General features: G+C 66.0%; 17 protein-coding genes. 6 read left to right on the forward strand and 11 right to left on the reverse strand.

Features of this window, described 5'->3' with window-relative positions; all coding sequences use genetic code 11:
• Position 1: 1 nt before the first annotated feature.
• Positions 2 to 2,275, forward strand: coding sequence for an NADP-dependent malic enzyme (locus B2V90_RS09930; protein ID WP_228222924.1), 2,274 nt, complete (start codon positions 2 to 4; stop codon positions 2,273 to 2,275).
• Positions 2,276 to 2,314: 39 nt separating this feature from the next.
• Positions 2,315 to 3,016: a L,D-transpeptidase family protein gene (locus tag B2V90_RS09935; RefSeq protein WP_228222923.1), complete on the forward strand. Its 702-nt coding sequence runs from the start codon at positions 2,315 to 2,317 to the stop codon at positions 3,014 to 3,016.
• On the opposite strand, the gene B2V90_RS09940 is transcribed toward B2V90_RS09935, so the two are convergent.
• On the reverse strand, positions 3,013 to 3,900 hold the full coding sequence (locus B2V90_RS09940; RefSeq protein WP_228222922.1) for an EamA family transporter: 888 nt from the start codon (positions 3,898 to 3,900) through the stop codon (positions 3,013 to 3,015). The genes B2V90_RS09935 and B2V90_RS09940 overlap by 4 nt on opposite strands.
• Before the next feature lie 172 nt (positions 3,901 to 4,072).
• Between B2V90_RS09940 and B2V90_RS09945 the strand changes: the two genes are divergently transcribed.
• Together B2V90_RS09945 and B2V90_RS09950 are read left to right on the forward strand one after the other, a co-directional pair.
• Entirely contained in the window at positions 4,073 to 5,269 is a 1,197-nt protein-coding gene (locus tag B2V90_RS09945) for an MFS transporter (protein ID WP_228222921.1), read from the forward strand.
• Between the two features lie 41 nt (positions 5,270 to 5,310).
• Positions 5,311 to 6,453: an aspartyl/asparaginyl beta-hydroxylase domain-containing protein gene (locus B2V90_RS09950; RefSeq protein ID WP_228222920.1), complete on the forward strand. Its 1,143-nt coding sequence runs from the start codon at positions 5,311 to 5,313 to the stop codon at positions 6,451 to 6,453.
• Positions 6,454 to 6,503: 50 nt separating this feature from the next.
• Here B2V90_RS09950 and B2V90_RS09955 read toward each other — a convergent pair whose 3' ends face one another.
• The 3 genes from B2V90_RS09955 to B2V90_RS09965 form a co-directional block, all read right to left on the reverse strand.
• Positions 6,504 to 9,011, reverse strand: a complete 2,508-nt coding sequence (locus B2V90_RS09955) for a putative bifunctional diguanylate cyclase/phosphodiesterase (protein ID WP_414711595.1) — start codon at positions 9,009 to 9,011, stop codon at positions 6,504 to 6,506.
• Positions 9,012 to 9,123: 112 nt separating this feature from the next.
• The gene (locus B2V90_RS09960; RefSeq protein WP_228222919.1) at positions 9,124 to 9,939 is read right to left on the reverse strand and encodes an arginyltransferase; all 816 of its coding nucleotides are present in this window, start codon (positions 9,937 to 9,939) and stop codon (positions 9,124 to 9,126) included.
• A gap of 114 nt (positions 9,940 to 10,053) precedes the next feature.
• Positions 10,054 to 11,301 carry a threonine ammonia-lyase gene (locus tag B2V90_RS09965; RefSeq protein ID WP_228222918.1) on the reverse strand — a complete coding sequence of 416 codons (1,248 nt, stop codon included), beginning with the start codon at positions 11,299 to 11,301 and terminating at the stop codon, positions 10,054 to 10,056.
• Positions 11,302 to 11,399: 98 nt separating this feature from the next.
• On the opposite strand from B2V90_RS09965, the gene B2V90_RS09970 reads away from it, so the two are divergent.
• On the forward strand, positions 11,400 to 12,269 hold the full coding sequence (locus B2V90_RS09970) for an NAD(P)-dependent oxidoreductase (RefSeq protein WP_228222917.1): 870 nt from the start codon (positions 11,400 to 11,402) through the stop codon (positions 12,267 to 12,269).
• Complete coding sequence (locus B2V90_RS09975) at positions 12,266 to 13,972, forward strand: amidohydrolase (protein WP_228222916.1); 1,707 nt, start codon at positions 12,266 to 12,268, stop codon at positions 13,970 to 13,972. Before B2V90_RS09970 ends, B2V90_RS09975 begins: the two co-directional genes overlap by 4 nt.
• A gap of 18 nt (positions 13,973 to 13,990) precedes the next feature.
• Here B2V90_RS09975 and B2V90_RS09980 read toward each other — a convergent pair whose 3' ends face one another.
• The 7 genes from B2V90_RS09980 to B2V90_RS10010 all read right to left on the reverse strand — a co-directional run.
• Positions 13,991 to 15,733 (reverse strand): MFS transporter, encoded by a 1,743-nt coding sequence (locus tag B2V90_RS09980; protein WP_293921032.1) that lies wholly within the window; start codon positions 15,731 to 15,733, stop codon positions 13,991 to 13,993.
• A 2-nt stretch (positions 15,734 to 15,735) separates the two neighbouring features.
• Positions 15,736 to 16,482 (reverse strand): FkbM family methyltransferase, encoded by a 747-nt coding sequence (locus B2V90_RS09985; protein WP_228222914.1) that lies wholly within the window; start codon positions 16,480 to 16,482, stop codon positions 15,736 to 15,738.
• On the reverse strand, positions 16,479 to 17,624 hold the full coding sequence (locus tag B2V90_RS09990; protein ID WP_228222913.1) for a glycosyltransferase family 4 protein: 1,146 nt from the start codon (positions 17,622 to 17,624) through the stop codon (positions 16,479 to 16,481). The genes B2V90_RS09985 and B2V90_RS09990 overlap by 4 nt, the downstream gene beginning before the upstream one ends.
• Positions 17,621 to 18,922 (reverse strand): hypothetical protein, encoded by a 1,302-nt coding sequence (locus B2V90_RS09995; RefSeq protein WP_228222912.1) that lies wholly within the window; start codon positions 18,920 to 18,922, stop codon positions 17,621 to 17,623. The genes B2V90_RS09990 and B2V90_RS09995 overlap by 4 nt, the downstream gene beginning before the upstream one ends.
• Positions 18,919 to 19,656, reverse strand: a complete 738-nt coding sequence (locus tag B2V90_RS10000) for a class I SAM-dependent methyltransferase (protein WP_228222911.1) — start codon at positions 19,654 to 19,656, stop codon at positions 18,919 to 18,921. Before B2V90_RS10000 ends, B2V90_RS09995 begins: the two co-directional genes overlap by 4 nt.
• Before the next feature lie 62 nt (positions 19,657 to 19,718).
• The gene (locus tag B2V90_RS10005; RefSeq protein WP_228222932.1) at positions 19,719 to 20,843 is read right to left on the reverse strand and encodes a glycosyltransferase family 2 protein; all 1,125 of its coding nucleotides are present in this window, start codon (positions 20,841 to 20,843) and stop codon (positions 19,719 to 19,721) included.
• 8 nt (positions 20,844 to 20,851) lie between these two features.
• A partial coding sequence (locus tag B2V90_RS10010) for an exopolysaccharide biosynthesis polyprenyl glycosylphosphotransferase (RefSeq protein WP_293921035.1) occupies positions 20,852 to 21,851 on the reverse strand: 1,000 nt, incomplete at its 5' end.

The raw sequence follows: 21,851 nt of genomic DNA on the forward strand, positions 1-21,851 counted from the left end.
CATGGACGACAACACCCGCCGCGCGGCACTCGACTATCATCGCTATCCGCAACCCGGCAAGCTTCGGATCGAACCCACCAAGCGCATGGTCAACCAGCGCGACCTGGCGCTGGCCTATTCGCCCGGCGTCGCCGCGCCCTGCGTCGAAATCGCCGCTGATCCCCACAAGGCGCTGGACTATACCGCGCGCGGCAATCTAGTCGCGGTCATATCGAACGGCACAGCGGTGCTGGGGCTGGGTGCGATCGGCGCGCTGGCGTCCAAGCCAGTGATGGAGGGCAAGGCCGTCCTCTTCAAGAAATTCGCCGACATCGACGTGTTCGACATCGAAGTGGACACGACCGATCCCGACCAGTTTGTCGAAGCGGTCGCGCTGCTGGAGCCGACGTTCGGCGGCATCAACCTCGAAGACATCAAGGCGCCCGAATGTTTCGAGATCGAGCGGCGACTGAAAGAGCGGATGAACATTCCGGTCTTCCACGATGACCAGCATGGGACCGCGATCGTCGTTGCCGCCGCCGTGCGCAACGCGCTGGTGTTGCAGGGCAAGACGCTGGCCGATGCGAAGCTGGTGACGTCGGGCGCGGGCGCGGCGGCGCTGGCCTGCGTCGATCTGCTGGTGTCGATGGGCCTGCCGATCGAAAATGTCACGATGACCGACAAGGACGGCGTCATCCATGCGGGCCGCGAGGGCATGTTGCCCAATATGGCGCGCTATGCCCGCACTACCAATGCACGCACGCTGCCCGACGTGCTGCCGGGCGCGAACCTGTTCCTGGGCCTGTCGGCGCCGGGCGTTCTGAAGCCCGAATGGCTGCCGTTGATGGCGCCCAATCCGCTGATCTTCGCGCTCGCCAATCCAGAGCCGGAAATCCGCCCCGAAGCCGCGCGCGAGGTCCGCCCCGACGCGATCATCGCGACCGGCCGGTCGGACTATCCCAATCAGGTCAACAATGTCCTGTGCTTCCCCTATATCTTCCGCGGCGCGCTGGACGTGGGCGCGACGCAGATCAACGAGGCGATGAAGGTCGCCGCCGCCGATGCCATCGCCGCCCTCGCCCGTATGCCCGCGCATGACAGTGTCGCCCAGGCCTATGGCGGGCGCAGGCTGGTGTTCGGCGCGGATTACATCATCCCGACCCCCTTCGATCCGCGCCTGATCGGTGAGATTGCGGTCGCCGTCGCGAAGGCCGCGATGGACAGCGGCGTCGCGAAAAAGACGCTCAATCTGGACGATTACAAGCGCAACCTGAACCACCAGAATACCCGGTCGGGCCAGTTGATGCTGCCGGTGTTCGAAGCCGCGCGCGGCAGCGGCACCCGCATCGCCTATGGTGAGGGCGAGGATGACCGCGTGCTGCGCGCAATTCGCGATGCGCTGGACGAAGGGATTGTCCGCCCGACCATCGTCGGCCGCCGCCGCATCCTGGAACAGAAGCTGCCCGAACTGGGGCTGAGCTTTGACCTCGACCGCGATGTCGAGGTGATCGACCCGGAAACCGACCATCTGGTCATGGGCGAACTGGTCGAGGCCTATCGCGCCGTCGCAGCGCGCAAGGGCGTGCCGGCGGACGAAATCCTGCGCCATGTCTATCGCCGCCCGACCGTCACCGCCGCCATGCTGCTGCGCACCGGCAGGGTCGACGCCGCGCTGGTCGGCGGTCGGTCGGAATATTGGGGGCAGGTCGAGCATGTGCTGCGCATCATCGATCGGGTGCCGAGCCACAGCCGCGTCTACGCGCTGTCCGGGCTGATCCTGGACGCGGGCGCGCTGTTCATCACGGACACGCATATGGTGCCCGATCCGACCACCGAGCAGATTGCTGAAATGACGGTCGCGGCCGCCGCGGAAGTCGCGCATTTCGGCCTCAAGCCGCGGGTTGCGCTGCTGTCCCACTCCAATTTCGGATCATCGCACACCGACAGCGCGCGCAAGATGCGCCGTGCCTACAAGAAGGTGCGCGACATGGCCCCCGAATTGGCGGCCGATGGCGAAATGCATGCCGACGCGGCGCTCAGCCAGGCGCTGCGCGATCGGCTGATCCCCGACTCGCGCTTTGAAGGGTCGGCAAACCTGCTGGTCATGCCCAATCTGGACGCGGCCAACATCACGCTGACGGCGCTGTCGGCATCGTCCAGTTCGCCTACGGTCGGCCCCATGCTGATGGGCCTTTCCAAGCCGATCCATGTGCTGACGCCCGGCGTGACATCGCGCGGTATCCTCAACCTGACGGCCATTGCGGCGGCCGAGGTCGTGCGGGAAGGCGTCACTTAACCTTTGCCTGCTAGCCTGCGCGGCGAAAGGAGATTGCCAATGGCATCATGGTTCAACGCGATGGCGAAAAGCATCGGTCCCAAGCTGGTGATCGCCCTTGGCCTGGGCGGTGCGGCGTGGGGGGCGATGCAGATGCTGGATCGGCCGACCGCGCCCGATGCCGAACCGATCGCGGCGCAGGCAGCCTCCCCCGCTGCCGAGGCCGCCGCGCCCCCCACAACGTCCGCCCAGCCGGTCGAACGACGCAGCGACCAGCCGATGGAGATCGACCCGCGCGCGCTGACCGTGAAGCGCGTGCTGGCCATCGACGGACCGTTTCGTCATGGCGATTATGTCTGGGATGAAAAGGGCGCGCCCGCAACCGGGCCGGTCATCATCACCATCGACCTCAAGGCCGAGACGCTGTCCGTTTTCCGCGATGGCTATGAAATCGGCGCAGCGGTCATCCTCTATGGCGCGACGGACAAGCCCAGTCCGCTCGGCGCCTTTCCGATCACGCAGAAGGACGCGGATCATGTGTCCAACCTGTATGATGCGCCCATGCCCTATGCGCAGCGACTGACCAGCGACGGCGTCTTCATCCATGGCAGCGATGTCGAATATGGACGCGGCACCCATGGCTGCATCGGCGTGCCGACGGAATTTGCCAAGAAGCTGTTCGGCGTGACGAAGATCGGCGACGTCGCGGTCATCACCAACGGCAAGATGCTGAATGTCGGCAAGGCGAAGGTCGGCGCCTAGAGCGGCGTCGTTTCGATCCGTGGCCTGGGCGCGGCGGTCAGCGCGCTGCCGGCCGAAGCGACCATGATGCTGAGCATCGCGATCCACTGAATCGACGTCAGCCGCTCGCCCAGCACGGCAAATCCCGCCAGCGCGCCGATCGCGGGCGCTGAACTGAGCAGCAGCCCGAAGGTCGGGGCGGACAGCCGCCGCATCGCCTCCATTTCCAGCGTGTAGGGAAAGGCGCTGGACAGAAAGGCGACGGCGAGCGCGACAAGCAGCAGGTGGGGCGAATGAACCGCCGTATCGATAGCGCCGACCGCCGCCGGGCTGATGATGACGGCGGCGACCAGCATCCCCCAGGCGACGGCATTGCCGCCGATCCCGGCCGACACGCGCTTGCCCGCGAGGATGTAGAGCGCCCAGCACAAGGCCGCGCCGCAGGCAAAGGCGACGCCCACGGGATCAAGCCGCGCGTCGGCGCGAATGGGGAGCAGGATCAGCAGGCCCGCCACTGCTGCGGCCAGCCAAACGAAATCGCGCGGACGGCGCGATCCGAACAGCACGATGGCGAGCGGCCCCGTCACCTCGATCGCGATGGCGGTGCCGAGCGGGATCCGAGCGAACGCCTGATAGATGGACAGGTTCATAAGTGCGAGCGTCGCGCCATAGGCCAGCAGCGGCCAGCGCAGGCCAGGCGGCACCGCCTGCCGCCAGGGCCGACGAAAGGACAGGAGCAACAGTGCCGCCAGCACGATCCGCAAGCCCGCCACGCCCGGCGCGCCGACCAGCGGAAACAGCGTCTTGGCGAAGGCCGCGCCCAAATTCATCGACAAAAGCGACAGCATCACTGCCCCGGTGCCGATCAGCGCGTCATGCGCGCCCTGTTCTTCGCTGCTGGCCATCGCCGGGCGCTATAGCCTATCGCGCGGACGGCGCCATGATTCTGATCGTCGTACGATTGTGTACATTGCGGAGGCAGGTGCAACAAAGTCATACGAATGCAGGATTGACCAACGCTGTCATCGCGCCCATCTGCATCGCTTCTGTATATTGCACTGCAACATGGAGCCGGCGATGAACGCCCACCCCCATCAGGCGCACCCAGCGCTTGTCCTGTTTGCGCTTTCGGTCGGCGCCTTTGCCATCGGCACGACCGAATTCGCGGCGATGAGTCTGCTGCCTTTCTTCGCGCGCGACCTGGGCATCGATGCGCCGACGGCGGGCCATGCGATCAGCGCCTATGCGCTGGGCGTGGTCGCCGGCGCGCCGGTGATCGCGGCCTTTGGCGCCCGGCTGCCGCGCCGGACGCTGCTGATCGGCCTGATGGCGATGTTCGCGCTAGCCAACGGGTTGTCGGCGCTGTCGCCCAGCTATCACTGGATGCTGCTGTTCCGGTTCCTGTCGGGCGTTCCGCATGGGGCCTATTTCGGCGTCGCTGCGTTGGTTGCCGCCAGCCTGGTGCCGATCGAAAAGCGGGCGCAGGCTATTGCGCGCATGTTCGCGGGTCTGACGGTTGCGACGATCATCGGCGTGCCGGTGGCGAACTGGATGGGCCAGGCGCTCGGCTGGCGCTGGGGCTTTGGCGTCGTGGCGGTGCTGGCGATCGCCACCGTGGCCCTGGTTGCCATTTATGCGCCACGCGACAGGGGCGACCCCAAGGCCAGCCCGATGCGCGAGTTGACGGCGTTGCAGCGCCCGCAGGTGTGGCTGACGCTGCTGACCGGGGCGATCGGCTTTGGCGGGCTGTTCGCGGTTTACACCTATGTCGCCTCAACCATGATCGAAGTGACGCATGTGTCGGAAGCCTATGTGCCGCTGGTGCTCGCCATATTTGGCGTCGGCATGACATTGGGCAATCTGGCGTCGGCCTGGTTGGCGGACCGGGCGCTCAATCGGACCGTCATCGGCATCATGCTGTGGAGCGCCGCGTCGCTGGCACTGTTCCCGCTGATGGCGGGCAATGTGTGGACGCTGGGGCTCGTCATCTTCATGATCGGACTGGGCGGCGGCCTTGGCACGCCGTTGCAGGCGCGCTTGATGGACGTGGCAGGCGACGCGCAGACGCTGGCCGCCGCGCTGCATCACAGCGCCTTCAATGTCGCCAATGCGCTTGGCCCATGGCTGGGTGGCCTGTCGATCGCCGCCGGCCATGGGCTGGTGTCGACCGGCTGGATCGGCAGCGGGCTGGCGCTGGGCGGCCTTGCAGTGTTCCTGGTCGCCATCATGCTGCAACGGCGCGCGGCCCCCATGATCGCTGCGCCGGCCGAATAAAGGCGCTTTCGCGGGCCGCCGACGCCGACTAGACAGGCGCGATGACAGATACGGGACGGGAACGGGCGCTGGCGGACGCAGCGATGGCGGCGCTGCGGCAGGGCGATGCGCAACGAGCACTCGCCACCTTGCGCGACATGCAGGAACCGCCGCCCATGCTGCTGGCGCAGGCCTGCAATCGCAGCGGCGACCTGGATGGCGAGGCGGCGGCGCTGCTACGCATCCTTGACCAGGACATTCGCAATCTGCCCGCGATGCTGGCCATGGGCCAGAATGCCGATCGGCGGGGCGACGCGCGCGGCGCGACCAGCTGGTATCGGTCCGCGCTGGCCCAAGCCGCGGCCACAGGCGCGCCGCCCCAGCTCCAGCCGTTGTTGCACAAGGCGCAGGACTATGTCGCACGGTCGAGCCGGACTTTCGAAGACCATCTGATGGATGCGATCAGCGGACTGCCGGCCCTGCCCCGCATCCAGCTGGCGACCGACCTGCTGCTGGGCAAGCAGAGCCTGTTCCTGCAACAGCCCAGCATGTTCTATTTCCCCGGACTGCCGCAGCGCGCCTTTTACGAGCGGTCGGAGTTCGACTGGGTGGCTCCTATGGAAGCGATGACTGGGGCCATCGTCGCGGAACTGGAGCAGGTGCGCGCGCAGGAGGCCGCTGCCTTCGCCCCCTATGTCCAGACGTCCCCGCTGCGTCCCGCGCCCAATAACCCCTTGCGCGACGATGATCGCTGGGGGGCGCTGTATTTCTGGCAGAATGGCGAGCAGGTCGCGGCCAATGCGGACCGCTGCCCGGCGGTGATGGCGGCCTTGGCTTTGGCGCCCATTCCCGTCATCGCCGGACGGTCGCCGATGGCGCTCTGGTCGCTATTGAAGCCCGGCACGCATATCCAGCCGCATCACGGCCTGCTCAACACCCGTCTCATCTGTCACTTGCCGCTGCTGACGCCAGACGGATGCGCGCTGCGGGTCGGTGCGGAAACGCGGACATGGCGCACGGGCGAGATGCTGCTGTTCGACGACAGCATCGAGCATGAGGCGTGGAACCGCAGTTCGGACACGCGGGTCGTGCTGTTGTTCGAGATATGGCGGCCTGAAATCGAGGCAGAGGAACGCGACGCGCTGACGCAACTGTTCCAGGCGATCGACCGGTTCGGCCCGGCGCAGGTCGATACGGGCGGCTGAATGGAACGTTCGCGGCAGCGCCGACCGCGAGAGTGCAACCTGGAAATGCTCTAGCGCATCTTGGCGGTGACGACATCAAAAGGCTGGGGCCGGCCCAGATGAAAACCCTGGCCGATGGGGCAGCCATGGGCGAGCAGCAATTGCGCCTGAAGCTCCGTCTCGACGCCCTCCGCCACGACTTCCATGCCGAAACTGTCGCCCAGCTTGACGATCGCATCGACAATGGCCGCGTCGCCCGCGTCATTGTCCATGTTGCTGACGAAACTGCGGTCGATCTTGAGCACATCGACCGGATAATGTTTGAGGTGGCTGAGCGAGGCATAGCCGGTGCCGAAATCGTCCAGTGCGACTCGCACCCCTTCCTTGGCGAAACAGCGCAGCGCGGTGGCGACCTGATCCGCGCCCCGGCCCAGGAACACGGTTTCCGTCACCTCCAACTCAAGATGGCGCGTGGGGATATTGGCTAGACGCAGTCGCTCCAACACCGAATCGGCAAAGCCGGCATGAGTGAAATCGGCTGCCGACGCGTTGAACGCCACGCTGCCCGGATCAAGCCCCGCATCGAGCCATCGGATGATATCGCGCAGCAGCTTGTCCAGCATCGTCTGGGTCAGTCCGACCGCGATCTCCCCATGGTCGAAGGCGGCAGCGATGCTGCCGGGCAACTGCACGCCCAGGCGCGGATGACACCAGCGCAACAGCGCCTCATAGCCCGTGACCATACGGGTGCGCAGGTCGATCTTGGGCTGGTAATAGGGCATGATCAGGTCGTCGGCGATGATCTGGCGCGCCATTCGGATCATGGAGCTGCGCTGCTGCGCCTCGGCGCGCAGACTGGAATGGAACAGCGTCAGCCGCCCGCGCCCGGCCGCCTTCGACGCGTAAAGGGCCAGGTCAGCGGCCTTGAACAGCTCATCCCCTTCGCTGCCGGCGTCGCCGCCGAACAGCGCCGCGCCCATGCTGACGCCGCAATCGAGCGAGCGCCCTTCATGCATATGCGGTCGGCGCAGGGTTTCGATCAGCGCCTTGCCCCAGGCTTCGGCGCGGGTCGCATCACTCAACGTGCTGGACAAAAGGCCAAATTCGTCGCCGCCCAGGCGACCGATGACCGCATCGGGCGGAGCCGCGGCCTGCAACCGCTCGGCAAAGGCGCACAACAGCGCGTCGCCGGCATCGTGGCCCAGTGAATCATTGGTCCGTTTAAGGTCGTCTATGTCCATCAAAAGAAGGGCGAAACTGTCCCCCGACCGGCGCGCCGCCTTGGCCATGTCGTCCAGCGTCTGTTGCCATGACGACCGGTTGGGCAGCCGCGTCATGGCGTCATGCGTGGCCGCCCAGCGAATACGCCGTTCGCTGTCCTGCTGTTCGGTCACGTCCAGAAACGTGATGATGATGCGAACCGACCCGTCGGTGTCGCACCGCGTCGTCCAGCCCGTGCTCTTGATCCAGCGAAGCGCGCCGTCGGTGGCGCGATATATCCGCAGCATGTCTTCAAAATGCGCTGGCAGGCCGCCGCCGGCAACCGCGGCCAATTTGTCCTGCAAGCGCGGGCGATCATCCGGGTGGACGAGCGACAGCGCCAGTTCGGTCGTCGGCGTGACATCTGGCGACACGCCCAGCATTGCGCGCAATTCCGGCGACCAACTGCGCTGTCCCGTCCTGCTGTCAAAATCCCATATCCCAAGTCCGGCCGACTGGATCGCCAGCCGGAACCGCTCCTCGCTTTGGGCGAGATCATGCTCGGCCATATGCCGTTCATGCACGTCTTCCAGCGATCCATACCAGCGAATGATCCGGCCATCCGCGCCGCGCCGCGCCGCCGCGCAGGCTCGCATCCAGCGATAATGGCCAGAGCGCAACCGCACGCGATATTCGATATCGACCGGTTCCCCATTGGCGAGATGCCGATCCCATATTCCCAGCACGCGGGTCTCATCCTCTGGATGCAACACCGTGGCCCATCCCTGGCCAAGCGCTTCGTTTTTCGAAATGCCGGTTATTTCCGCGAATCGAGGCCCCACTTCCTCGATCGCTCCGTCAGGCCCGGCAGTCCAGGGAACCTGCGGGCTGAGCGCGACCGACCAGCGATAATGATCGCGGCTTTCGGCGACAGCTGCGGACAGCAATTCATGATAGGGCTGAGCATCCGCCACGATGCCGTAATAGCGCCAGTCCCCGCCGGGCAGGGGATGACGCCGCATCTCGACGCGGCACCAGCGCGGGCGGCCCGGTTCGAGCGACAATGTCACCATGAGGGGGGACGGCTGCCGTTCCTTGCTGGCGGCGATCAGGGCGCGGCGATCAGCCGCGTCCAGCAGCGCCCGCCAGCCACGGCCGACAGGATCGACCGCCGGTCGCAGCGACGGCCCCGATACCGACCACCATCCGATCAGCCGACCATGCCGGTCGGCCACCCATCGAATGATGCGCGGCGACATCTCGACGAAATCGGCAGAGGGCGCCATATCGACGCCAGCGAGCAACGGGTCGGCGCCGACATAGCCATGTCCGGCCATGTCCCAACCCTGCAAAAACCGGTGGTCAACGAACCGGTCCACCGCTCCTCTCCCTCCAGGCACATTCCTGCGTCATGGAGACCCGTTTAGAGGAAAAGGTTAAACAATTTGGATATTTTCCAGCCTGGCGGGCAATCCCGGCCGGACCAGCGGCCTATCTGCGCAAAATTGTCGCGAGATCGGCGGTTCGTGGCGCGCGCTCTGGTGCTGCACCGACAGCTCCCGGATCGCTTTCGATCGGATCGAAGCGTGTCCAGCCATCGCGGCCGAGCTTTTCGAGCGGCTGGTACCGCACCTTATACTGCATCCGCGCCGCGCCCTTCACCCAATAGCCTAGATAGACATAAGGCAGGTCCGCGGCGGCCGCGCGCAGGATATGGTCCATGATGATATAGTTGCCCAGCCCGGGGCGATCCGGGGACTGGGTGTCGAAGAAACTGTAGATCATCGACAGGCCGTCGCCTTGCCGGTCCGTGAGACAGGCGCCGACCAGTTTGCCCGGCCGGCCATTGCTGCCGGGCTCGCGATATTCGACGACATGGCTATCGACCGGGGTCTGTTCGACCATGTCGGCAAAGTCCATTTCGTCCATTTCGGTCATACCCCCGCCGGGGTGGCGTACGTTCAGATAACGCTGGAGCAGCGCGAACTGCTCCTGCGTCGACCAGGGCTTGCAGGCGCTGACCACCAGATCCTCGTTCCGGCGCAGCAATTTGCGCTGGGTCGCATTGGGCCGGAATTCGTGCGTGACGACGCGGACCGACACGCAGGCGGTGCAATCGATGCAGCTGGGCCGATAGGCGACATTCTGGCTGCGGCGAAAACCGATGCGGCCAAGCGCGTCGTTGAGTTCCGCCGCATTGTCGCCGTTGAGTTCCGTAAAGACCTTTCGTTCGCTCCGGCCAGGCAAATAGGGACACGGGCTGGGATTGGTCACGAAGAAGCGCGGGAAGCGAAATGGCGCGGTCACGCGGCTCCCCCCGATCCTGTGCTGCCAAACCCATGCGTCATGCGCTCGTTATGCCGCTCCCGCGCGCGCAAGAAAAGCGCATTTACTATCAAAAAATGGGGGCTGACCGTCCCATTATGCAACCTCGATCGGCGCGACCTCATAGCCGGCGGCGCGCAGCGCGCCGAGCAGGTTCTGGAGATGATCGCGGTCGCGCGTTTCGCATTCGACGTCGAGGCTGAGGCCCTTGGCCGGCAGGTTGGTGAAGATGCGCTGATGCGACAGTTCCAGGATGTTGACCGCTTCCTGGTCGAAGATGCGCGCGACGTTGAACAATGCGCCCGGCCGATCCTGCAAGATAATGCGCAGCCGTGCCAGCCGGCCCGAACGGGCTAGATCGCGCAGCAGTACATTGGCCAGCAGGCGCGTGTCGATATTGCCGCCGGTCAGCACCAGTCCGACCTTGCGCCCGGCAAATTGATCGCGATGCGTCAACAAGGCGGCAAGGCCCGCACCTCCTGCCCCTTCAACCACCGTCTTTTCGATCTGAAGCAACAGGCTGAGCGATTCCTCCAGCCGCCGCTCATTCACCAGCACGATGTCGTCGGCCAGCCGTTCGACAAAACGGCGCGTGACCGAACCGGGCTGCTTGACGGCAATGCCCTCGGCTAGCGTGTCACCGTCGCAGGCCAGGTCCGTGCTTTTCAGGAAGCCGTACATGGACGGGTAAAGCTCCGCCTGCACACCGATCAGGCGAATATCCGGCTTCATGGCGCGCGCCGCCGTGCCCATGCCCGAAAACAGGCCGCCGCCGCCGATCGGGATTACCAAAGTGTCGATCTCCGGCGCATCCTCCAGCATTTCAAGCGCGACCGTGCCCTGCCCCGCGATGATGTCGGGTTCGTCGAAGGGATGAACGAAGGTCAGCCCCTGCGCCGCCTCCAGTTCGCGGGCATGGGCATAGGCATCATCGAACTTTTCGCCAAATTGCACCACGGTCGCGCCGTGGCTGCGGGTCTGCGTCACCTTGATGATCGGCGTGGTCGTGGGCATCACGATGGTGACGGGCACGCCCAGCCGCTTGCCATGATAGGCGAGGCCCTGCGCGTGATTGCCCGCCGAAGCGGCAATGACGCCCTTCGCCTTGGACGCATCGTCCAGTTGCAGCAAACGGTTGAGCGCGCCGCGTTCCTTGTAGGCGGCGGTGAACTGGAGATTTTCGAACTTCAGATAGACCTTGCAGCCCAGCATGTCGGACAGCGTCTGGCTGATCAACGTCGGCGTCTTGACGATCGCTCCGGCAATGCGGGTGCGAGCGGCCAATATGTCATCGACGGTGACGGGCAGCGGCAGGGCGCTTTCGATCTTCGCGAGCGTGTTCATGCCCCGCCCCCTAGACCAAAAACAGCTGCGAAGAAACTGGAACTGTCCCGGCACTGGCCCTATGGCGGAGGTCCAAGCACGCAAATATATGAGGCGGGATGGCTAGGATCGCGTTTATCGGCCTGGGGACCATGGGGGCTCCGATGGCTGGACATCTGGCGAAGGCCGGGCATGAGCTGACGGTCTACAACCGATCCATCGGCAAGGCGAAAAGCTGGGCCGAAGCCTATGGCGGCGCGGTCGCGATCAGCCCGGCCAAGGCCGCAGAGGATGCGGACATCGTCATCAGTTGCGTGGGCACCGACGATGATCTGGCGCAGGTGGCGCTGGGGCGCGAAGGCGCGTTCCGATCAATGCAGCCGGGCGGCCTGTTCATCGACCACACCACCGTATCCGCGCGCATCGCCCGGCAATTGTTCGTGGAAGGCGAAAGCCGGGGCATCCACTGCGTCGACGCGCCTGTCACCGGCGGCCATTCGGGCGCGCAGGACGGCAAGCTCGCCATCATGTGCGGGGGCAGCGAACCGGCGGTCGCTGCGGCGAAGATCGTGATGCAGGCCTATGCCACGCGCATCGTCCATGTCGGCGGCGCGGGCGCGGGCCAGACCGCCAAGATGGCAAACCAGATCTGCATCGCCGGCATTATCCAGGGCCTGTCCGAAGCCTTGCGGTTCGCGCAGGCGGCGGAACTGGATCTGGACGCGGTGTTCGAGGCGATTTCGGGCGGCGCTGCGCAAAGCTGGCAGATGGACCGATATTGGGGAACGATGGCGCGCGACGAATTCGACTTCGGCTTCGCCGTCGACTGGATGCGCAAGGATCTGGGACTGGCGCTGGACGAAGCGCGCGCCAATGGCGCGACATTGCCGGTGACGGCGATGATCGATCAATTTTACGCCGATGTGCAGGCCATGGGCGGCCATCGGCAGGACACGAGCGCATTGGTGCGGAGACTGACCCGAGCATGAAGATTTTCGTTTCGAGCGCCGCGATCGCGCTCGCCCTGTGTCCGCCGCCGGTTCTGGCGGCGGGCGTCATCGACAATGTGAATGGCATCGCGCTGGACGCCAATGGCAAGATCGTGCGCTTCGGCGCGCTGATGATCGACGATGACGGCAAGGTCGAAAAGCTGATCGAGGGCCGCTATAAGGAACCGGAATATAAACGGCCCAAGAAGCGCAAGAAGGGCGAGCCCTGGCCCGAGCCGCCCAAGGGGCTGGCGTTCAAGCTGGACGGCGGCGGCAAGACGCTTATCCCCGGCCTCATTGACGCGCATGGCCATGTGATGGGCTATGGCCTGTCGCTGATCACGCTCGACCTGTCGGACACGACATCGCTGGCGCAGGCGCAGGAGAAGATCCGCGCCTATGTCGCCGCCAATCCGGGCCGCAAATGGATCATCGGCACGGGCTGGAACCAGGAACAATGGGGTCTGGGCCGATTTCCCACCGCCGCTGACCTGGACGCAGCGGTCAGCGACATTCCCGTATGGCTGGAACGGGTGGACGGCCATGCCGGCTGGGCCAACAGCGCCGCCATCCGCGCGGCGGGGATCACCGGCGCGACCAAGGCGCCGGCGGGCGGGAGGATCGAAATGGCGGGCGGCAAGCCTGCGGGCGTGTTCGTCGACCGGGCGATGGACCTGATGCAGAAGGTCGTGCCGCCGCCTGCGCCCAAGGACCGCGATCTGGCGCTGGAGAAGGCGCAGCGCGCCCTGCTGTCGATGGGCATCACCGGCATTGCCGACATGGGCACCAGCATCGAGGATTGGCAGGCGTTCCGCCGATCGGCCGATCGCGGCGCGCTGCGCGTGCGGATCATGTCCTACGCCATGGGGCTGGACAATATGGTGCTGATCGCCGGGCCGGAACCGACACCGTGGCTCTATGACGACCATCTGCGCATGGGCGGGATCAAGCTTTTGCTGGACGGCGCGCTGGGATCGCGCGGGGCGTGGCTGAAGGCCGACTATGCCGATGCGCCGGGCCAGAGGGGGCTGCGCATGATCCCCGACACGCAATTGCGCAACATCATGAGCCGGGCGGCGATGGACAATTTCCAGGTCGCGATGCACGCGATCGGCGATGCCGCCAATGGCGAGGCGCTGGACGCGATTCAGGAACTGGCCGAAACCTACAAGGGCGACCGGCGCTGGCGCATCGAACATGCGCAGATCATCGATCCGGCCGACCTGCCGCGCTTCGGTCCGCTGGGCGTGATCGCGTCGATGCAGCCGGTGCATGAAGCATCGGACTGGCGCATGGCGACGGCGCGGCTGGGCGAAGCGCGGCTGGCGGGCGCCTATGCGTGGAAGACGATGCTCGACAATCGCGTGCCGCTCGCCTTCGGCTCCGACGTGCCGGTGGAAAGCCCCAATCCCTTCCCCGGCATCGCGGTCGCCATGTCGCGGGAGGATGCAAAGGGTCAGCCGGTCGGCGGATGGATGCCGCAGCAACGCGTGAGCTTTCAAGCGGCGCTCGACGGCTTCACCCGGCAGGCGGCCTATGCTGGTTTTGCGGAAAAGAAGTTCGGCAGCTTGGTCCCCGGCCAGCGCGCCGATTTCCTGCTGATCGACCGCGATATTTCGACCGCGCAGCCGGCCGATATTCGCACGACGCAGGTGCTGGAAACCTGGATCGGCGGCAAGCGCGTCTATGTGAAGGGGCAGTAACGCCCCTTCCCTGTCGCCTTACATCGCATTGTCGGCGGCGTTGAACGCCTCTTCCATGGTCTGGGGCAGTGGCGGCTGGACCGGCTTGTCGCAGCCCGCTTCCTTCATATGCGCGCGCAGCATGTCCATGCGGTCGAGGTTCCAGCGCGCCAGCGGCACGCCCAGCGGCCGGAAGTCGGCGCGCTCGAACAGCTGCACCACATAATTGTGGCACAGTTCATCGACCTGCTCGATGGTCAGCATGCCAAGGTTCATGACCATCGGCCGCCCCGGCACGCCGTTGCGCCCCCGCACCAGGTCGGTGACATAGAGGCCGCCGCGCGGGTCGACCAGCACGACGTCGGCTTCGCTCGAATCGATCAGCCGGTGGCTGGCGGCATAGGGCGCGACAAATTCATAGGTACGCCAGACCAGGTAGCCGCCCGACAATATGGTGATGAGCAGGCCGATGAGCACCGGCCGCATCGCGTCGCACGGGCGAAAACGCGCCCAGCCCAGCCCGGCAAGCAGGCAGAAGGGGCCGATGAAGCCATGGGCGTAGCGAAAGCCCCAGCCATAGCCCTGCGCCAGCGCCAGCCCGCACCCCGCCACGCAGCCCAGCGCGAGCGGCAGCGCGATTTCCCGCCCGGCCAGCAGCGCGCGCCAGCGCATCGCGGCGACCACCAGCGCGGCGAGCGGCGCCATCAATATGTTGTTCCAGGCGATATAGCGGGTGAGGTTGACCAGCGGCTGCCAGCGATCGCCCAGCCGTTCGAACAGGCTGCCAATCTTGTCCGCCACCCCGGCCGACGGGCGAACATCCGCCGGCGCGCCCAGCGCATGCAAGAGGAAACCCGGCCATAGCTTGGCCCAGACTACGACGATCGCCACCAGCGTCAGCGCATGGAAGGCCGCCACCTGCCAGCGGCGCGCCAGCAGCATCCACAGGATGAAGGGCGCGATGAACAAGGGCGGGAAATGCCATTGATGCAGGCCCGCCGCGATCAGCGCGACCAGCCCCGCCGCGCCATGGCCCAGCCATCCGCCGCGCAGCACCAGCGCCAGCCAGACGAGGTTGAGCGCGAAATGCCCGGTCATCGCATAAGGGGTCATGGCCGTGACCCACAACTGGCAGGATGAAAAGGCGAGGATCAGCGTGACCCAGACCGCATCGGGCCGGTCGGGCATCAGGCGCAGCGCCACGCGCCACAGGGCGATAAGGCCGGTCATCAGCAGCACCGGCCCGGCCAGATTGGGATCGCCCAATTGCCAGAACAAAGCCTGGATCGCGCTGTTCACTGGCAGATAGGCGGCAGTCCAGTAATCCGCTGCGCCGAAGGGCGAGAAAAATTCGGGCATGATTGCCCGGCGATAGGGTTCCCATTCGATCGGGATGGGCCGGGCGAACAGCCCTTCGCGCATATAGGCGGCGGCGAAGCGGGCGACTTCTTCGTCCCGGCTGATCGCATAATCCTGAAACAGCGCATAATGGCCGGTCCAGGCGGCAAGGCCCAGCAGCACGACCAACGGTATCACGATCCGCGCGGTAGGCGGCGGCAGGCTGAAACCACGCCCTTCCGCCCAGGGCGCGGCGAGCGCCAGCAGCGCCAGAGCGCCGAGCAGCGCGGGCAGATCCTGATCGAGAAGAAGGATGACGGCCAGGCTGATCCCCTGCCGGTAGGTGACATGCCACAGGAAGGTGCCGATCACCCACAGCGTCAGGCACAAGGCTCCCGCCAGGAACAGGCGTCGCGCGGACACGAACGATCCGGGCGCGCCCATGGTCAGTCGCGCACCAGCGTCCGGTTGACGAAAATGCCGTCCATTTCGACCAGCAGCGGGAAATGCCCCTTATTATTGGCAAAGAAGGCCGATGGGACGAAATCGCGCGCTTCCAGCCAGTCGATCATCGTCCGATAGCCGGTGCCGCCGTCATAGATAGGGCGCACGCCCAGTTCGGTCTGGACGCCCAGCATCCGGCCGATGGCATCCCCCGCCCCTTCGCACACCGACAGGTCGTGGCCCTGCGTGTCCATCTTGAGAAACGGCCGGGCAAAGCCATGCTGCGCGAGCAATTCCGGCAACAGCGTATCGAGCCGGCGGCACTGCATCTCGACCGTCTTCGTCACCTTGTTGCGATCGGCGAAGATGGCGTCCTGCACACCCGAAGGCTTTTTCAACGAACTGAACTGATCGGCCGCCATGATGTTGAAGCTGGCCGTCCCGTCGAAATCGGACAGCGCCATGTTGAACACATGCCAGCGCGGATCGGCGGCGGCGCGCTTTTCCAGCAGCGCGAAAATATCGGGATTGGGCTCGAAGGAGAGGATGAGGCCTCTGTAGCCGGCATCCAGGCGCGCCATGATCGCATATTGGCCGCGATTGGCCCCGACATCGAACAGGCAATCGACGGCGAAGGTCGTGAGGAACCGGCGCAGCGCCTGCACCTCCGGATATTGGTGGACGCGGCCCGCCGCCGCCAGCCGCATCGCCAGCAGCCGATCGCCCAGTTCGCGGCGATAGCGGCTCATGCCCGCTGCTCCAGCACGCACTGATAAATGTCGATCGTCGTTGCCGCCATTTCCCGCCAGGACCCCATAGTATCTCCATAGGCGCGCGCACGGGCGCCCTGTTCCCGCCTGATGGCGGGGCTTTCGATCAGGGGCAAGAGCGCTTCGCCCAAGGCCGCTGCGTCCCCGGCCGGCGCGCGCGTCGCGACGCCATCGGGCAACTGGCCGAACATGCCCGCGTCCGACGTGACCATCGCCTTGCCATGATGGAGCGCGGAAAGAAACGCCCCGCTCGAATCGATATGGCGATAGGGAAAGGCGATCATGTCCGCGCGCGCCATATGCGCGTCGAGCCGGCCTTCGGTCAGAAAGCCCAGATCCGTCACCAGCCGGTCGGCAAAACCGGCGCGCGCGACGGCCTCGATCATCGGCATCATGTCGATGAAGGGCTTGCCCGCGATCACCAGTTCAAAGCCATGACCCTGCCGCCAAAGGGAAATGCAGGCGTCGACCAGCACGTCCACGCCCTTATAGGGCCGGATGGTGCCGAAAAAGAGCAGACGCGGCAGCATCGGTTGCGGCACGGCGGCAAGGTCCGCCTGCGTCGCTGTCGCGAGGCGCATGGGCGGGTGTGGCGTCACATGGATGCGGGCCGGGGCGATGCCCTGCCCGACCAACGCGGCGCGGGTCGTTTCCCCATGAACGATCAGCGCATCGAAGCCGTCAAGCAGCGCGCGGTAGCCGCGTCCCTGAACCCCCGCATCGGCATGATAGGCGTCGGCATTGTGGACGGTGTGAACCAGCGCTACGCGGCCCGCCAGTCGCTTCAGCATCAGCCGGTCGGCGGGTCCGAGCGGCAGCCACTGGACGTGGACGACATCGGCTTGCGTCAGCAGGCGCAGATCGCCTAGCGCGCAGGCCAGCCCATATTCCGCTGCCTTGGCCAGGCGAAAGGCGCGCCCTTCGCCCAGCCGGTCGCGCAGCGCCTCGCTGCGGCGGAAAAAATGCGGGCGATAGCGATAGCCCTGCGGCGCGATCGCATCGGTGGGGCGCATCGGGCGACCGAGCAACGTTACCTGCGCACCCTGCGCGGCCAGCGTCGCGCACAGGCTGTCGTCATAGCGCCCGGTGAAGAGCGACGGATCGAGCATCGCGACCTTCATGCGCGCGCCAGCGTCCGCAGCGAGAGAAGATGCAGCGCCGCCACCGCGATCAGGGTCAGCGCATAGAGCGTCAGGAAACCGAGATCGAAGCGGCCGGGAAACAGCGAGAGGGCGAGCGGCGCGCTTGCCAGCGATCCGGCAAGAAAGGGCAGCGACCGGGCGAGCAGATGCGTGAAACGGCCCAGCGCCGCCTGTACATAGACCGACACGCTGACGACCGTGAGCGCGGCGAGCGCCAGCAGGATGAGGCCGATGTCCGCGCGGTCGATGCTCGCCTGCCCGTCGAACAGGATCGTGAACAGCCGATCGCCCGCCCCCCACAAGACCGCCGCCAGCGCCAGCGCGAACAGCATCGCGGCAGCGAGCGCGCGGCCCAGCAATTGCCGCAGCCGCGGCCGGTCGCCGGCATGATAGGCGCGGGTGACGCGGGGCAACACCGCCTCCACCAGAGCGCGGACCAGCATCGACAGGGCGCGCGCCATCTTGAAGAAGAAATCGAACACCAGCATCGGCCGCGCGTCCGACGTCACCACCGCAATGGTGAAATAGGGCGCATTATAAGCGATGATGTCCGACACGGTGAATGCCGCCGATGCGCCGATGTCGCGCATATAGTGGCTGCGCACATGGCCCCCGCCCACGCGCACGGCCAGCCAGTGACGCCGGCGCATCCCCAGCCGCCGGTGAACATGGCCGATGGCGACACCGATCATGATCACACTGACGACCAGTTGCAGCGCGACCGACAGGCGCGGGTCGAGGCCCGCAAGAATGGCGAGCAGCAGTGCGATGGTGACGACGCGGCGCGCGCAATCGAGCGCTTCCCACAGGAAATTGCCATCGACCGCCGCCAGCGCGCGCTTTGCAAGCAAGGCTGGCAGGTTGAGGCAGGCAGACAGGAAGAACAGCAGGAACAGGACAGGCATGGCCGTCGCCAGCCATCCCATCGCCAAGGCGACCAGCAGGATCAGCGTCCCGCCCGCGACCAGCAGGCCCAGGAACAGGAACAGTACGCCCATTTCCTCCAGCCGGAAGCCGCCATCGTCCGTGCCCTCGCCGCGCCCCAGCCAGTGCCGCCGCAAGCGGGCGTAGATGATGCTGGTGAGGCCGAATTCCGCCGAAATGGTGAAATTGCCGAACGCGACCAGCAGCAGGAAGGCCTGAAATTCCGCGATCGGGAGCACGCGCACGAACACGAAGGTGACGGCAAAGCCCCAGATCAGCACCAACCCGACATTGGCGAGTTTCACCAGGGCCAGGATGCGGGCGCTGCCCTCCAACCGGGCGAGGCGGCTCATCGTGGCTTGCGCGCCCTGAACAGCCGGTCGTCGAGCGCGTAGAAATGACGCAGGTCGGGGTCGATCAACGCGGCGTCAATCTCCTCCAGATCGAAGCCCGCGGCGCGGATGCGGTCGGCGAAATCGGGGCCATACTGGCGGACATGGTCCCACTGGCCAAAGCGCCGTTCCCGCTCGCGCGGGGGCATGGCAAAACTGCCATCCTCGGTCGGCTTGTCCCATAACGGGACAATTAGCCAGGCCTCCCCGCCCGGCTTCAGCGCACGCAGGATATTGCGCAGCACCGCCCTATCGTCGGGCACATGCTCCATCACATGGCTGGCGTAGAACAGGTCGTAGCGATCGACTTCGGCCAATTCCATCAGGTCGACGCGCTGCATTCCGGGAACGGTGTAGCGCGCGGGGTCGAGATCGGCGGGGACATAGTCGGCGGCAGTGGAAAAGCGGCGGACCAGGCTTCCCTCATTGGGGGCCATGTGCAGCACCGCGCCATCGACCGGCACGGTCAGGCGGCCTTCCCCGATCAGCCAGTTCATCAGCCGCTCGCGCGGGGACGCGCCGCAGGCCGGGCAGCCCCATTCGGGGTTGTCGCCATAGCGGAAGAATCCCACAACCGTCCTGCCGCAGGCCGGGCAGCCACGCGAGGCGCGCGCGCCCAGCGCCTGGCGCAGTTTCAGCGCGGTCCGGGTCAGATGCTTGCCGGCGGCCTTGGCCACCCGCTGGACAGTAATCACGTCAGTCTCCGCATGGGGTCAGGCCAGCGCCTATACTATATCGCCGCGCAGAAGCGAGAGGGTCAGCGCGATTGCGCCGGGTTCCAGATGGTGACGGTGCGCCCGCGCATCGCCTTTGTCACGCCCTGCAAGGTGGCGGCATAGGCGATCAGCATGTCGACCAGCGCCGCCACGGGGCCGCGGCGCGCGCGGATGCCCGTCAGGACGGCGAAGGCGACGACAGCGACGCCGATGACCAAAAGCAGCGGAGAGAGACGCCAGGCGAGGATCGCGGCCGCCAGCGCGCCGGTCAGGATGAATGCCCCGCCGAACCACCGGACAATCTTGCGCGACGCATATTTGAAGCGGTCGATCGCGGCCATGCGGCGCAATTGCGGGCGAAGGTAACGGTGCGTGTGCCAGGCGCGCGCGGCGATGCGGACCTTGCGCCGATATTCGTCGCCGCGCGCCGTCACCAGCCGTTCGCGGGCGATGACATCCTGCGCCTTGATGAGCCGCCGGCCTGCGAACACAACCGCCATCGACACGGTAAGGTCGTCCAGCACGCTTTCGGGAAATTCGGGATAGAGGCTGCGCCGGATCGAGAAGATGGAGCCGTCCGCGCCCAGCACATTGCCGGTGCGCGATTCCTCGTCCTTCAGCCGTTCCTCAAGCCGCCAGTAGAGCGACCCGACCGATGCGGTGGCGCTTTCGTTCGCGCCGACATAGTGGAGCGATCCGAGCACGCCGCCAACCGCCGGATCGGCATAGCGGGCGAGCAGCCGGTCGATGGCGTCGGGGTCCAGCAGCACATTGGCGTCGGTGAAGATCAGCACTTCGCCGCGCGCGCTGGCGGCAAGCTGCTTCATGCCATGCGCCTTGCCGCTGCGGCCGGGGCCGCGCAGCAGGGTGACATGACCAGCCCCCGCGATCAGGTCGCCGGTGCCGTCGCTCGACCCATCATCGAAGGCCAGGAATTCCAGATCGGGATGACGCTGGCGCAGCATCGCCAGATTGGCGAGCTTGTCCGGCATCGCCGCGGCTTCATTATAGGCGCAGAAGAGGAGCGAGGCACTGGGGGCCTGCACTGCGACCGGATGCTCCGGCCGGGTCGGCAGCGCACGCAGGACCAGCGGATAACAGAGAAACGGCCAGGCGACGGCGATCAGGCACAGCGCCAGTATCACCAGCAATATCAGGTCGATCATTGCCATGCTTAATAGGCCTTGTGATGGACGAGCACGCCCAGCGTCGCGACAATGATCCGCATGTCGCGCCAGATCGACCAGTCGCTGACATATTCCAGGTCCGACTGGAGCCGGTCGATCAGGTCCTGATGATGATCGGTGGAGCCGCGATGGCCGCGCACCTGGGCAAGGCCGGTCATCCCCGGCTTGATGCAATGGCGCGCCCAGTAACGCGGGTCGACTTCCCAATAAAGGCTGTTGCCCGCCTTGGCCGCCGCGGCATGGGGACGTGGGCCAACAATGCTCATGTCGCCTTTCAACACATTGAAAAGCTGCGGTAATTCATCAATGCTGGTGCGCCGGAGAAAAGCACCGACACGGGTCACGCGATCATCGTCGCGCCGGGTCAATGTCGCGGCCTGATGATCGCTCGCATCGGTGCGCATCGAGCGGAATTTGTAGATGGAAAAGGAGCGCGCATCCTTGCCGATGCGTGGTTGGCGGAACAGCGCCGGGCCGGGGCTGGTCAGCCGCACCGCCAGCGCCGCACCGATCAGGACGGGCGACAGCAGGATCGTGGCAGCGCCAGCAACGATCAGGTCGAACAGGCGCTTGATCAGGCGATCGCGAAACTGGAGCGGCCCACCCGCGACGATGATCGTGGGCTGGCCATCATACTCATCGACCCGCGCAGGGGCAAAGCGCAGCAATTCGGGCACGACGATTTCGCCGCGCGCGGACAGCGACTTGAGCGCCGCCGACCAGTCGTCCATGCGCTCCATCGGGCAGGCGACGATGACTCGCTCCGCCATGCCCACCGCGCCGGCCAGCCGGGCGGCCATGTCGGCGTCATGCCGTTCGGGGTGCAGATTGGCGGCATCGGCATCGATGATGCTGGCGTGAAAGCCCGTCGCGATCGTCACCCCATCCAAAATTACGGCGGTCAGATGCGGCACCCCCCCCCGCAGGCTGACCGCCCGCCGCGCCACCGCCACCCCGACCCGCGCCCGCGCAACCGCGCCCCGCCCC

Source organism: Sphingobium sp. UBA5915 (assembly GCF_002431195.1).
GTDB classification, from domain to species: Bacteria; Pseudomonadota; Alphaproteobacteria; order Sphingomonadales; family Sphingomonadaceae; genus Sphingobium; species Sphingobium soli.